Here is a 12,630-nt window from a genome sequence, read left to right on the forward strand (position 1 = left end):
TCGCTCGACGCACGCGACGACGCCACCGTCTCGGCGACGCCTCGAATGCCAGCCGCCTTTCGGACCGACCATGAACGCACCCGTCGACCCCAAGAAGCTGATCAAGGGCGGCCTCCACGACTGGGAGGTGATCGTCGGCATGGAGATCCACGCCCAGGTGTCCAGCCGAGCGAAGCTGTTCTCCGGCGCCTCGACGGAGTTCGGGGCCGAGCCGAACGACCACGTCTCGCTGGTCGATGCCGCGATGCCCGGGATGCTGCCGGTGATCAACGCCGAGTGCGTCGCCCAGGCGGTGCGCACCGGCCTCGGCCTGAAGGCCAAGATCAACCTGCGCTCCGTGTTCGACCGGAAGAACTACTTCTACCCGGACCTGCCGCAGGGCTACCAGATCTCGCAGTACAAGGACCCGATCGTCGGCGAGGGCGAGGTCCTGGTCGACTTGGCCGACGGCGCGTCGATCACCGTGGGCATCGAGCGCCTGCACCTCGAGCAGGATGCCGGCAAGTCGCTGCACGACCAGGATCCGACCCGGAGCTTCGTCGACCTCAACCGGTCGGGCGTGGCGCTGATGGAGATCGTTTCCCGGCCCGACCTGCGCTCCTCCGAGGAGGCGAAGGCCTACGTCACCAAGCTGCGCACGATCCTGCGGTATCTCGGCACCTGCGACGGTGACATGGAAAAGGGCTCGCTCCGCGCCGACGTGAACGTGTCGGTGCGCCGCCCCGGCGAGCCGCTGGGTACGCGCTGCGAGATCAAGAACGTCAACTCGATCCGCTTCATCGGGCAGGCGATCGAGACCGAGGCGCGGCGCCAGATCGCCATCCTCGAGGACGGCGGCACGATCGACCAGGAGACGCGCCTGTTCGACCCGACCAAGGGCGAGACGCGCTCGATGCGCTCCAAGGAGGAGGCGCACGACTACCGCTACTTCCCCGATCCGGATCTGCTGCCGCTCGAATTCGACCAGGCCTACGTCGACGCCCTCGCCGAGGGGCTGCCCGAACTGCCGGACGCCAAGAAGGCGCGGTTCGTCTCGGCGTTCGGCCTCTCGCCCTACGATGCCGGCGTGCTGGTCGCCGAGCGCGCCTCCGCCGACTACTACGAGGCGGTGGCCAAGGGCCGGGACGGCAAGGCCGCGGCCAACTGGGTGATCAACGAGCTGTTCGGGCGCCTCAACAAGGAGGGCCTGTCCATCGAAGCGACCCCGGTCTCGGCGGATCAGCTCGGCACGATCATCGACCTGATCGGCGAGGGCGTGATCTCCGGCAAGATCGCCAAGGACCTGTTCGAGATCGTCTGGACCGAGGGCGGCGACCCGCGCGCCGTCGTCGAGAGCCGCGGCATGAAGCAGGTGACCGACACGGGCGCCATCGAGGCGGCGGTGGACCAGATCATCGCGGCCAATCCCGACAAGGTCGCGCAGGCCAAGGAGAAGCCGACCCTGCTCGGGTGGTTCGTCGGTCAGACCATGAAGGCCACCGGCGGCAAGGCGAACCCCGCGGCGGTGAACGCGCTGCTCAAGGCGAAGCTCGGGATCGAGTGAGCGCTTCGCGGCGACCGGCCATCCCGCGCGTGGCCTCATCCTGAAGCACCCGCATCAGCGGGCCTCGAGGAGGAGCTACAGGGACGGGGCGACCAGCCAGAGGACTCCGTCGCGGCTCGCCGCGCTCGCACCTCGCCGCGCGGGCGCGAGCGGACGGCACTCACGTCGAAGTCGGCGGATCCGGCGGGCTCGACGGATCCCGTCATCGCCTCGACCACGACGAGATCCCGCCGCGGCGCTGCCGGGCAGGTGGGGCATTCGAATCCCTCGGCGAGAAACCGCGGCGGAACGGCTCGAAGTGGGGCCTTTCGCGCATTCGAAGGCGTGCCATGCGTGGCCGCTTCTGCGCCCCTGGAGCCGCGTCCGTCCGGCTGTCCGTGTTGCGCCGCTAGGTCTCGGGCCGAACCTGTCCCTGGACCGTCTAGGCGGCATTCCGCTGCGGTGGAGTCATCCCTGTCTCCTCCAGCTTCCAGCGACCGACACCGCTGCGAAACCTGATCTCATCAAGGTTTCGTGCCGGCCCGTGCCCGCTCTCGCCAAGCACAGTGAGAGACTGCGCCCGTCATCCGGGTCGGTCAATAGCTATTTTCTCGGCAACGGACCTTTTTGCTTCACTTCGCGGCGCCGCCGCGCCGCAGCGCGTGCCGGCTCAAGGACTTGGATCGATCCTGCGGCACTGCGAAATATTGTGTCGCGCGCGAGCGACTTGTCGGCGCCCATATCGTCCTCGATGGGACGGCGGATCCTGCGGTCGACGGCCTCTTCCGTGCCGCCGCGCAGGTCGTCGCCGCCGGCCGTATCGGACGTGTTGCCTGGCCGACCACGCCGGCGCCGCGCCTGCGGGCGCGGTCGCCCGGGCGACGGTTCAGCGCCGCTCGGCCTCCTGGGCCGGCCCGGCCGCCGGCGTGGTCAGAGCGGAGACGCGGTCGCGCAGGTCCATGAACCAGTTCGGCGCCGGGCCGCGGCCACCATTGACGAACACCGTCGCGGTCATGCCGGCGATGAGCGGGACGCCCGCCGGGACATGGTCGATGCGGATGCGGACCGGCACCCGCTGAGCGAGGCGGACCCAGGTGTAGACCGGGTTAACGTCCGGCAATCCCTGCGTGCTGGCGGCGGCGTTCGCCGTGGAGATGCCGAGCGTGATGCTGTGGACCGTGCCGGTCAGGTGCGGGTCGAAGCCCATCAGCTTCACGTCGGCGCGATCGCCGACGTGAATGTTGGGCATCTTCGTCTCCTCGAAATAGCCGTCGATCCAGAAGGAATCGGTGTCGATTACGCTGATGTTCGAGGTGCCGGTCCGGGCGTAGTCGCCGACGCGCATCAGCAGGTTGGTCACCCGGCCGTTGACGGTGGACTTCACCTGGGTGCGCTCGAGGTTCACCTTGGCCTGCCGCAATTGCGCCTGGGCACTCTCCAGCGACGCCTCGGCGATCTTCGCGGCGCCGGCGAATTGCTGCTTCTCCTCGATCGAGGTCGACACGGTCGTGAGCGCCTGCCGGCGGGCTGACTGGGCGTTCTTCACCTGCAGGTCGGCCTCGCGGTTCTTCACCTCGGCGTCCGCCGAGGTGACCGCGACCTCGAAGTCGACCGGATCGATGACGTAGAGGACGTCGCCCTTGCGGACGGTCTGGTTGTCCTGAACCCGGACCTCGACGATCTGCCCGGCGACCTGGGGCGCGATGTTGGCGACCTGCACCCGGACCGTGCCGTCGCGCGTCCAGGGCGCCGCCACGTAGAATTCCCACACGAAGGCCGCCGCGACGATCGCCGCCAGCAGGATCGCGCCCGTGGCCGCGAGGCGGAACACCTTGGCGGCGCGGCCCCGGCGCGGCACCGCGGGCAGCGGGTCGCTCCGCCCGGGGGCGCTGTCACGGGAGGCGGACTTCGGATCGTCCTCGTCGGCGGTCGTGTCGGGCATCAGATGAACGCGATCAGGAGGGCGAGGACACAGACGTAGAGGCCGGCCTCGGCGAGCGGGGCGTTGGCGACGTAGCGGCTGAAGTGGATGCGGGCGAAGACGAGGCGCAGGACGACCAGGATCACGAAGGCGGCCAGCGCGTAAGCGACGAAGGCCGTGACCAGCACTCCGCCGACATGGATGTCCTCGTGCATGGTGATTCCGGAAGAAGCGGCCGTCAGAATAGCGCGACGTCGAGGCGATGGAGGAATCGCCGGTGGCGGGTGATGGTTCGCGACGCTGTGACGAGGTCGCTGGCGGCGCGGGCCGTCGTCAGCCGCACCGCCCGGTCCTGGCCGGACGCGGCGCGGATCAGCTCGCGCGCCGCCGTCTCGAGGCCGCGATCGTCGCCGGCCGCCAGGGCGTCCCGCGCCCGCGGGATCGCGCCGCGCAGGGCCCCGATCGACCAGAGGCGGCGCAGCTCCGCGTGGGCGCGGGCGGCGGCGGCCTCCAGCCGGGCGAGGGCGAAGGCGTGGTGCAGGTTCGCCCGCCGCACGGCGCCGCTCCCCGAGCTGTAATTCGCGAACTGGAACAGCCGGTCGGCGTTCAGGCTGGTGCGGGTGGTGGCGTCGCCCCCCTGGCCGACGAGGGCGTCGGCGAGCGCGCGCCGCGCCGAATCCAGGGCGAAGACCCGCTGCTGGGCGGGCGTGATCGGCAGGATGAGGCGGACGACGATCGACAGGATCACGGCCGCGACGACCACCAGGAAGGCGTTCAGGAGGAAGGTCAGCGCATCGTACGACTGGGGATTCGAGGGCCCGAGCAGCACGGGGAAGAAGACGATCACGATGAAGCCGATGCCGAAGGTCTTCGGGTTCAGCGACAGGAAGCAGCCGAAGAAGATCACGGGGGCCATCACCATGGCCAGCATCGGGAAGCCCTGGACACCGTTGAGGAGCGCGAACCGGGCGATGCCCGCGAAGGTGGCGGCGAGGGTCATCCCGATGACGACCCCGTTGGCGAACTTCTTCGGATCCGGCGTGACCGACGAGAGCGCCGCGGTGGCGGCCACTTGGACCAGCGCGAAGGAGGCCTGCGGCAGGCCGAGCGCCACGAAGGTGGCGGCGGTCACCGCGAAGCTCAGGGCCACCCGCAGGGCACCGCGCACGGCGACCGGGAAGTCGCGATGGGTCGGCAGCGCGGCGTCGCGCAGCGGCCGGTGGCCGTCGGCGACGGCACGAATGCCGTCCTGCGCGAAGGTCGCGGCGCAGACGAAGTCGAGGGCGCGCTGAAGCACCACCACCTCGTCGAGGGGGCGGGTCCCGTCGCGGATGGCCGTGTCGATCAGGTCGCGCAGGCGCTCGTCGTCGCGGTCGAGGGCGTCGGGATCCGGTGCGTCGGCCACCCGCCGGCAGATCGCCATCGCCTCCGCGACGGCCGGGCTCGGGTTGCGCAGGCCGGCCGCCGCGGCCCCGAGGCTGCGGATCGCGGCCGCCATCACGTAGAGCGCGGCGATGCAGCTGCGCGCGCCGGCCGCGCGGTACCGGCCGTCGTCCAGTTCGCCCGCGATGGCGCTGGCATCGGCCCGCATCGGCGCGATGGCGCGGATCAGCGCGGCGGTGCGCGTGGCGCCGAGGTCGCCCACCGCCAGCGTCTCGCGGGCGTAGCCGCGCGTCTCGTCCCAGGCTTCGCGCAATTGCGGCAGCAGGGCCCGCCACGTGCTCGGCGAGGCGAGGGCGTCGTTGATGAAGGTGATCACGACGATGCCGAGCACGATCACGGCGACGCGGGACACGGCGGCGTCGAAGGTGCCCTGCGGCTCGTCGATCTGACCCAGCGCGATGATCGCCACGGTGTAGCCGGACAGCATCGCGCCGTAGGCCCGCGTGTCTTGCAGGAACTGGGCGACGAAGACGCAGAGGCCGAGCCACACGGTGAAGCTGAGGAGCAGCAGCACCCGGTCCTGGCCGAACAGGGCCATGAAGACGAGCGCCACCACGGCGCCGATCAGCGTGCCGAGGAGGCGGTAGACCGCCTTCGAGATCGCCTGCCCGCGCTTGGGCTGGGCGAGGATCGCCACGCAGGTGGCGGCGGACGAGGCGCTGTCGAGCTGGAGCCAGAAGGCGGCGGCCAGTGCCAGCATCATGGCGATCCAGATCCGCAGCGCGAAGGCCCAGGCGGCCGGCTTCGGCACCCAGGCATCGAGGAACGCCACGACGCGGTCGACGAACGGTTCGGCGCGGCGATCCGCGGCGGATGCGGCGGGGGCCTCAGCCATGCCGGACCGGGCGCGGCGCGCTGTCCACCGCCCGTCCGGACGGAGAAGGGTCCGTCATCGCCTCGTGTCTCCCGCCAACGCGCCGCGGATGTCTGAACGAACGGGACGCCCCGCGGTTCTAGCCGGTCAGGCCTTGTCGCCACCTTTCAGGCGCTTGTTGCACTTGCTCCAGAACTGCGGCCATTTCGGCCCCTGCGCGGCCTTCTGCGCGTCGGTGAGGGCGCGCCACTCGGCGCCGCAGGTCTTCTGCCGTTCGCGGGTGGCGGACTGGCCCGGACTCGGCGTCCTGGCGGCCGGCGCCTCGGCGGCGGGCGCCTTCGCGGGTGCCTCCCTGGCCGCCGCGTCCCGGGCCGGCGTATCCTTGGCGGGCGGGTCCTTGGCGGGCGGGTCCTTGGCGAGGACCGGACAGGCGGCGAGCAGCGGCACGGACAGGACCGCGATCCTGACGAGACGATCGATCATCGGATGTTCCCCCTCGGGCGACGTACCACGCCCGAGCCGCAATCTCGCCGCTCTCGCGCGGGGCCGGCAAGCCCGCCCCGGCGGCCGACGACAGCTCCGGCGCAGCTTCGCCGAATCGTCGGGCTCCCGGGCCGCTGCCCTTGAGCGCGGCCGGGAAATCGTCTTCACTGCCGGGGTTGTTTGGAAATGGCGGAGGACCACCGCGCCGCCGACGATCGGGTCCAGGAGCAGGCAGAGCATGGCAGCGGTGTCCGGGCGGCCGATCGACGTCCACACATGGAGCACGCCGAACGGCTGGAAGATCCCGATCATGCTGGAGGAGTGCGGGCTGCCCTACCGCATCGTTCCCGTGGACATCGCCAAGAACGAGCAGTTCGCGCCCGATTTCCTGGCGATCTCGCCCAACAACAAGATCCCGGCCATCGTCGACCCGGACGGGCCCGGCGGACAGCCAATCTCCGTCTTCGAATCGGGCGCGATCCTGCAGTATCTCGGCCGGAAGACCGGACAGTTCTACCCGGCCGACGAGCGCGCCCGCGTGCAGGTCGACGAGTGGCTGTTCTGGCAGGTGGCGGGATTCGGGCCGATGCTCGGGCAGACGCACCACTTCAAGATCTACGCGCCCGAGAAGGTGCCGTACGCGATCGACCGGTTCACCGCCGAGGCCAAACGCCTGTACGGCGTGCTGGAGCGGCGGCTCGAGGGCCGCGCCTTCCTGGCCGACGAGTACTCCATCGCCGACATCGCGACGTTCACCTGGGCCAAGCTCAACTTCAAGCAGGGCGTCGCCATCGACACCCTGCCGAACGTCGCCCGCTGGCTCGAGAGCATCCTGGCGAGGCCGGCGGTGCAGCGCGGCCTCGCGGCGATCTGACGGGCAATCAGTTCTTGTTGGCGGCCTGCTGGTTCACGTCCGGGACGCGGGTCCAGGTCTGCGACCCGCACAGGATCTTGAGCATGCAGCCCGAGACGTTGAGCTCGGCCTCGTTCTCGCGCTCCAGGCTGACCGTGTAGATCTTGCCTTCCTCGATATTGTAGAGTTCGCCGGTGAACTTCGCGTCGTCCGGCTTCAGGCCATCGATCAGCTGCAGACCGATCACCGGACGGGCACGCTTCTTCGGATCGGGATTCTTGAGGTCGGTGCGCGGGGCGCCGTTGTCGAAGGTCGGCGTCTTGAGCCAGACGACCTTGCCGCAGACCAGCTTCTGGCCGGGGCCGCAGCGATCGATCCGGATCTTGGCGCGACCGTCGCCGGTGAGCCACGTGCCGGACGGGTCCTTGGCGGTGTCGGCGGCGGCGGCGGAGAGGCCGGCGAGAAGCAGGCTGGCGCTGAGAGCGAGGCGCATGGTTCGTCTCCGGTGTTGGGGCGTCCGCGGACGCCCGAGGGGTGGACGAAGTCGGTTGGTGCGCGACTGAGCCGTCGCATTCGGGCGATTTTTCGGCGGTGTTGCGGCAGAGCCACGGCCGCGCTTGTCCCGCCCGGTCCCGCCGCGCGGCTTGAGACACCGGGGGGCGCCCGCTATAAGCCCGGCGCCGAAGCGAAATTCTCGCTGCCGCGGCGTGTCCGGATCGCCGGCGCGCCGCAGATCTTTTCCACAGACAGACCGGACGCACCATGGCCACCGAGCGCACCTTCTCGATCCTGAAGCCCGACGCGACGCGGCGGAACCTGACCGGCGCGGTCAACGCGGTCATCGAGGAGGCCGGCCTGCGCATCGTCGGCCAGCGCCGCATCCGCATGACCAAGGAGCAGGCCGAGAAGTTCTACGAGGTGCACAAGGAGCGCCCGTTCTTCGGCGAGCTCGTGACCTTCATGACCTCCGGCCCGGTGGTGGTTCAGGTCCTCGAGGGCGAGAACGCGGTCGCCAAGTACCGTGAGGTCATGGGCGCCACGAACCCGGCCCAGGCCGCCGAGGGCACGATCCGCAAGAAGTTCGCCGAGTCCGTCGGTGAGAACACCGTCCACGGTTCGGACAGCGCCGAGAACGCCAAGCTCGAGATCGCGCAGTTCTTCAAGGATTCCGACATCGCCGCCTGAGGCGCGGCGCGGTGGCGGGTTGGGCACACCGGCCCGCCATTCGCGCGCCCCGGACCCGGCGCCGCCGGGAATGCCGCCCTGTGTGACCGGGTCGTCCTTGACGGGACAGAGCCCGGAAGCGTCCAACGGCCGAGCTTAGCCAATCTCAGCCCCCGGACGACCCCGACCATGACGATGCGCCGCCTGCCCCTGCTGATCGCGACCGGCCTGATCGCCCTCGGCGCGACCGCCGCCCTCGCGGGCGGATCCTCGGCCCCGTTCCAGCAGTACGAGCCCGACCCGGCCCTCAAGACCGCCAGCAAGACCAATCTCGAAGGCCGCGTGCGCCACGCCTGCACCGTCGTCCAGGCGCGCATGACCAGCGCCACCGAGGCGTCCCTCGAGCGCCCCTGCGGCTGCTACGCCCGTCAGACCCTGCGCAGCCTCGACGCCTCCGAGATCGAGGCCTACCGGACCACCGGCTACTTCAACGACACCGCCCGCGCCAAGGCGCTCTCGGCCCTGGACAGCTGCAAGCTGCAGCGCCCGGTCTGAGCGCCCGAAGGCTCCCGGCTCCGCGCACCGTCCTGGCGCGCGGAGCGCAGCAACCCGTTGAGCAAGACGTCGGCGAGCGTGGCGTTACCGGATAGCTTCGCCCCGCGCGCCAGGACGGAAACGCCCGTGCTGCCGCCCGCTAGACGCTGAACAGCGCGCCGTCCGGCGCCGCGTCGGCGATGACCACGCGCTCGCCCTCCAGGCGGGCGCGGCCGCCCGCCACGAGGGCGAGCACCGCCGGGTAGAGGCGGCGCTCCTGCACGATCACCCGGTCGGCGAGGCTGTCGGGATCGTCGTCCTGGCGGACGGGGATCGCGGCCTGGGCGACGATCGGGCCGGCATCGAGCTCCGGCACGACGAAGTGGACCGTGCAGCCGTGCAGGCGCACGCCCGCGTCCAGCGCCTGCCGGTGGGTGTGCGTGCCCTTGAACAGGGGCAGGAGCGACGGGTGGATGTTGAGCATCCGGCCGGCCCAGGACGCCACGAACTCCGTCGTGAGGATCCGCATGAAACCCGCGAGGCAGACGAGGTCGATCTCGGCCGCCCGCAGCGCCGCGTCGAGGGCGGCGTCGAAGCCGGCCCGGTCGGCGAAGGCCCGGTGATCGATCGCCTGCGTCGGGATGCCAGCCGCGGCCGCCCGGGCGAGGCCGGCGGCCTCCGGGCGGTTCGACAGGACCAGCACGATCTCGGCCGGGAAGGCGGGATCCTTCGCGGCCTCGAGCAGCGCGACCATGTTCGAACCGCGCCCCGAGATCAGGACGGCGACGCGGGTCTTGCGGGCGGCCGCCATCAGAGGGCGAGGCGGCCGGCGAAGGTGACCGGCTCGGGCCCGCGCGCCGTGATCCGCCCGAGGCGGACCGGGGTCTCGCCGGCCCGGGTCAACGCCTCGTCGACGTCGTCGACCGCGTCAGCGGCGGCGATCACCACCATGCCGATCCCGCAGTTGAAGGTGCGCAGCATCTCGGCCTCGGCGACGCCGCCCTCGCGGGCGAGCCAGCCGAAGACCGGCGGCGGAGTCACGGCGTCGAGGTCGACGGCGATGCCGACATCGTCCGGCAGGACCCGCGGGAGATTGTCGGGGAAGCCGCCGCCCGTGATGTGGGCGAGCGCCCGGATCCCGTCGGTGGCCCCCAGAGCCGCGAGGAGCGGCTTCACGTAGATCCGGGTCGGCTCCAGCAGCTCGTCGCCGAGACTCCGGCCCGGGGCGAACGGCGCCGGCGCGTCCCAGCCGAGGCCGGTCTTCGCGACGATCCGGCGCACCAGCGAGAAGCCGTTGGAATGGACGCCCGAGGAGGGCAGGCCGAGCACGACGTCGCCGGGCCGGATGCCGGGCCGCGGCAGCAGCGCGCCGCGCTCGGCGGCGCCGACCGAGAAGCCCGCGAGATCGTAGTCGGACCCGTCGTAGAGGCCCGGCATCTCGGCGGTCTCGCCGCCGATCAGCGCGCAGCCGGCCTGCCGGCAGCCCTCGGCGATGCCGCGCACGATGTCGGCGCCGACGCCCGGCACCAGCTTGCCGGTGGCGTAGTAGTCGAGGAAGAACAGCGGTTCGGCGCCCTGGACGATGATGTCGTTCACGCACATGGCCACGAGGTCGATGCCGATCGTGTCGTGCCGGCCGGTCTCGATGGCGATCTTGACCTTGGTGCCGACGCCGTCGTTGGCCGCGACCAGGATCGGGTCGCGGAAGCCCGCGGCCTTCAGGTCGAACAGGCCGCCGAAACCGCCGATCTCGGCGTCGGCACCCGGCCGCCGGGTCGACCGCACCAGCGGCTTGATCGTCTCGACCATGGCGTTGCCGGCATCGATATCGACGCCCGCCGCCGCGTAGGTCAGCCCCGTCTTCGGCTCGTTGCCGTCCTTGGCCGTCATGCCCGCGCCACCTCGTTCTATCCAGGCCCCGCTCTAGCGACTTCGCGCGCGGCGCGCGAGTCGGCACGGCGGCGCCTTGATCGGCGCGCCTCGCATACCCACTCTGCCCGCTGGCGTGGTGTGCTGCGGGGGGAGCGTCATCGTGCGCGCACGGGCTGTGATCGGGCTGGCCGCTGTCGTCGCCCTCGGGTTGATCGTCTACCTCCTCCGGGAGGTGATGCTGCCCTTCGTGGCCGGCATCACGCTCGCCTATCTCCTCGACCCCCTGGCCGACCGGCTGGAGCGGCTCGGCCTCGGGCGTCTGGCGGCGAGCCTGCTGATCCTGGCGCTGTTCGTCGTCGCCCTCGTCGTGACGCTGCTGATCCTGATCCCGCTCACGGCCAACCAGGTCGTGGCGCTCGTCAACGCGCTGCCCGGGATGGTGTCGCGGCTCCAGGCGATCATCGCCGAGCGGTCCGGGACCCTGCTCGAGCGCGTCGGCGGCGCGAACGTCCTCAACGAGCTGCAATCCTCCGTCGGCACGCTCGCCACCCAGGCCGGGACGTGGCTCCTGGCCTTCCTGAAGTCGCTCTGGTCGGGCAGCCAGGCGCTGATCTCGATCGCCTCGCTGCTCGTCGTGACGCCGGTCGTCGCCTTCTACATCCTCGTCGACTGGGACCGGATGGTCGCTGCGATCGACGGCTGGGTACCGCCCCGGCACCGGGCGACGGTGCGCGAGCTGGCGCGCCAGATCGACGGGGCGGTCACCGGATACGTGCGCGGACAGACGCTGGTCTGCCTCATCCTGGGCAGCTTCTACGCCATCGGCCTCTGGCTCGTCGGCCTCAACTTCGGCGTGCTGATCGGCCTGATCGCGGGGTTCCTCACCTTCATCCCCTACGTCGGCACGCTCACCGGCTTCCTGCTCTCGGTGGGCGTCGCGCTGGTTCAGTTCTGGCCCTCCGCCGACTGGCTGCACCTCGGCCTGACCGTCGGCGTGTTCCTCGTCGGCCAGTTCCTGGAGGGGAACGTCATCTCGCCGAAGCTCGTCGGTGATTCCACCGGGCTGCACCCGGTCTGGTTGATGTTCGCGCTGCTGGCCTTCGGGACGCTGTTCGGCTTCGTTGGGCTGCTGCTCGCCGTCCCGATCGCGGCCTCGATCGGCGTTCTGGTCCGGTTCGCCCTGGCCCGCTACCTGGAGAGCCGCCTCTACCACGCGGGCCAGCCGATCCTGATCGAGCACGACGGCAAGACCCCTTCGGCCTTGACCTCCGCGGGCGCGGGATGATCCTGAGCGGCACATGCGCGAGAACGCCCCACCCCGGCAGCTGGCCTTCGACCTGCCGCTCGACCCTCGCTTCGGGCGGGAGGATTTCCTCGTGGGACCGGCCAACGAGGCGGCCTACGCGCTGATCGAGGCGTGGCCGGACTGGCCGGACAGCGTCCTGGTCCTCACCGGACCCTCGGGCAGCGGCAAGAGCCACCTCGCGGCGATCTGGGCCGAGCGCGCCCACGCCTGGACCCTCCCGGCCGCCGAGCTGGGCGGCGACGCGGTCCAGCACCTCGTCTCCAACGGGGCGCTGGTCGTCGAGGACATCGACCGGGCGGAGCGGCTCGACGAGGCGGCGCTGTTCCACCTGCTCAACCGGGCGCGCGAGCGACGCTGCCCGGTCCTGCTGACCAGCGCCACGGGCATCGACGCCCTGGGACTCGCGACGCCGGACCTGCGCTCGCGGCTTCGCCTCGCCCCGCGCAGCGCCATCGAGGCGCCGGACGACGCCCTGCTACGCGCCGTGCTGGTCAAGCTGTTCGTGGACCGGCAGCTGGTCGTCGATCTCGGCGTCATCGACGCGCTGGCCCTGCGGATCGACCGGTCGCTGGGTCGCGCCCGGGACGTCGTCGCCGAGCTCGACCGCGACGCCCTCGGGCGCGGTCGGCGGATCAGCCGGCCGCTCGCGCTGGCCGTCCTGCGGCGCATGGGGCTGGAGGACGAGCCCGACCCGACCGGCTGAGCGCGGAATGCGGCA

General features: G+C 71.1%; 13 protein-coding genes. 6 read left to right on the plus strand and 7 right to left on the minus strand.

The features are described 5' to 3' along the window. The first annotated feature begins 70 nt into the window (after window positions 1-70). Window positions 71-1,543, plus strand: coding sequence for an Asp-tRNA(Asn)/Glu-tRNA(Gln) amidotransferase subunit GatB (gene gatB, locus ACTJK8_RS23240; RefSeq protein ID WP_024831111.1), 1,473 nt, complete (start codon window positions 71-73; stop codon window positions 1,541-1,543). 865 nt (window positions 1,544-2,408) lie between these two features. Here the strand turns inward: gatB and ACTJK8_RS23245 are convergent. The 4 genes from ACTJK8_RS23245 to ACTJK8_RS23260 all read right to left on the minus strand — a co-directional run bounded on the left by ACTJK8_RS23245 (window position 2,409) and on the right by ACTJK8_RS23260 (window position 6,183). After that, complete coding sequence (locus ACTJK8_RS23245) at window positions 2,409-3,464, minus strand: efflux RND transporter periplasmic adaptor subunit (RefSeq protein ID WP_058606306.1); 1,056 nt, start codon at window positions 3,462-3,464, stop codon at window positions 2,409-2,411. Further along, window positions 3,464-3,658, minus strand: a complete 195-nt coding sequence (locus ACTJK8_RS23250) for a DUF1656 domain-containing protein (RefSeq protein WP_012317490.1) — start codon at window positions 3,656-3,658, stop codon at window positions 3,464-3,466. The genes ACTJK8_RS23245 and ACTJK8_RS23250 overlap by 1 nt, the downstream gene beginning before the upstream one ends. A 23-nt stretch (window positions 3,659-3,681) precedes the next feature. After that, entirely contained in the window at window positions 3,682-5,721 is a 2,040-nt protein-coding gene (locus tag ACTJK8_RS23255; RefSeq protein WP_440762566.1) for an FUSC family protein, read from the minus strand. Between the two features lie 126 nt (window positions 5,722-5,847). Then, complete coding sequence (locus ACTJK8_RS23260) at window positions 5,848-6,183, minus strand: hypothetical protein (RefSeq protein ID WP_058606304.1); 336 nt, start codon at window positions 6,181-6,183, stop codon at window positions 5,848-5,850. A 238-nt stretch (window positions 6,184-6,421) separates the two neighbouring features. Between ACTJK8_RS23260 and ACTJK8_RS23265 the strand changes: the two genes are divergently transcribed. Further along, the gene (locus ACTJK8_RS23265) at window positions 6,422-7,057 is read left to right on the plus strand and encodes a glutathione S-transferase N-terminal domain-containing protein (protein WP_012317493.1); all 636 of its coding nucleotides are present in this window, start codon (window positions 6,422-6,424) and stop codon (window positions 7,055-7,057) included. 7 nt (window positions 7,058-7,064) lie between these two features. Here the strand turns inward: ACTJK8_RS23265 and ACTJK8_RS23270 are convergent, their stop codons facing one another. Continuing rightward, window positions 7,065-7,529, minus strand: a complete 465-nt coding sequence (locus tag ACTJK8_RS23270) for a DUF2147 domain-containing protein (RefSeq protein ID WP_012317494.1) — start codon at window positions 7,527-7,529, stop codon at window positions 7,065-7,067. A 269-nt stretch (window positions 7,530-7,798) separates the two neighbouring features. Between ACTJK8_RS23270 and ndk the strand changes: the two genes are divergently transcribed. Next, entirely contained in the window at window positions 7,799-8,221 is a 423-nt protein-coding gene (ndk, locus tag ACTJK8_RS23275; protein ID WP_012317495.1) for a nucleoside-diphosphate kinase, read from the plus strand. Between the two features lie 168 nt (window positions 8,222-8,389). Next, window positions 8,390-8,755, plus strand: a complete 366-nt coding sequence (locus tag ACTJK8_RS23280; protein ID WP_012317496.1) for a hypothetical protein — start codon at window positions 8,390-8,392, stop codon at window positions 8,753-8,755. A gap of 139 nt (window positions 8,756-8,894) precedes the next feature. Here the strand turns inward: ACTJK8_RS23280 and purN are convergent, their stop codons facing one another. Both purN and purM read right to left on the minus strand, forming a co-directional pair. Next, window positions 8,895-9,545: a phosphoribosylglycinamide formyltransferase gene (purN, locus tag ACTJK8_RS23285; protein WP_024831107.1), complete on the minus strand. Its 651-nt coding sequence runs from the start codon at window positions 9,543-9,545 to the stop codon at window positions 8,895-8,897. Then, complete coding sequence (gene purM / locus ACTJK8_RS23290; protein ID WP_012317498.1) at window positions 9,545-10,624, minus strand: phosphoribosylformylglycinamidine cyclo-ligase; 1,080 nt, start codon at window positions 10,622-10,624, stop codon at window positions 9,545-9,547. The genes purN and purM overlap by 1 nt, the downstream gene beginning before the upstream one ends. Before the next feature lie 142 nt (window positions 10,625-10,766). On the opposite strand from purM, the gene ACTJK8_RS23295 reads away from it, so the two are divergent. Together ACTJK8_RS23295 and ACTJK8_RS23300 are read left to right on the plus strand one after the other, a co-directional pair. Next, the gene (locus ACTJK8_RS23295; RefSeq protein WP_012317499.1) at window positions 10,767-11,891 is read left to right on the plus strand and encodes an AI-2E family transporter; all 1,125 of its coding nucleotides are present in this window, start codon (window positions 10,767-10,769) and stop codon (window positions 11,889-11,891) included. A 13-nt stretch (window positions 11,892-11,904) separates the two neighbouring features. Then, window positions 11,905-12,615, plus strand: a complete 711-nt coding sequence (locus ACTJK8_RS23300; protein ID WP_043073094.1) for a hypothetical protein — start codon at window positions 11,905-11,907, stop codon at window positions 12,613-12,615. Window positions 12,616-12,630 lie beyond the last annotated feature (15 nt).

Source organism: Methylobacterium sp. 22177, from assembly GCF_052045615.1.
Lineage (GTDB): Bacteria > Pseudomonadota > Alphaproteobacteria > Rhizobiales > Beijerinckiaceae > Methylobacterium > Methylobacterium radiotolerans.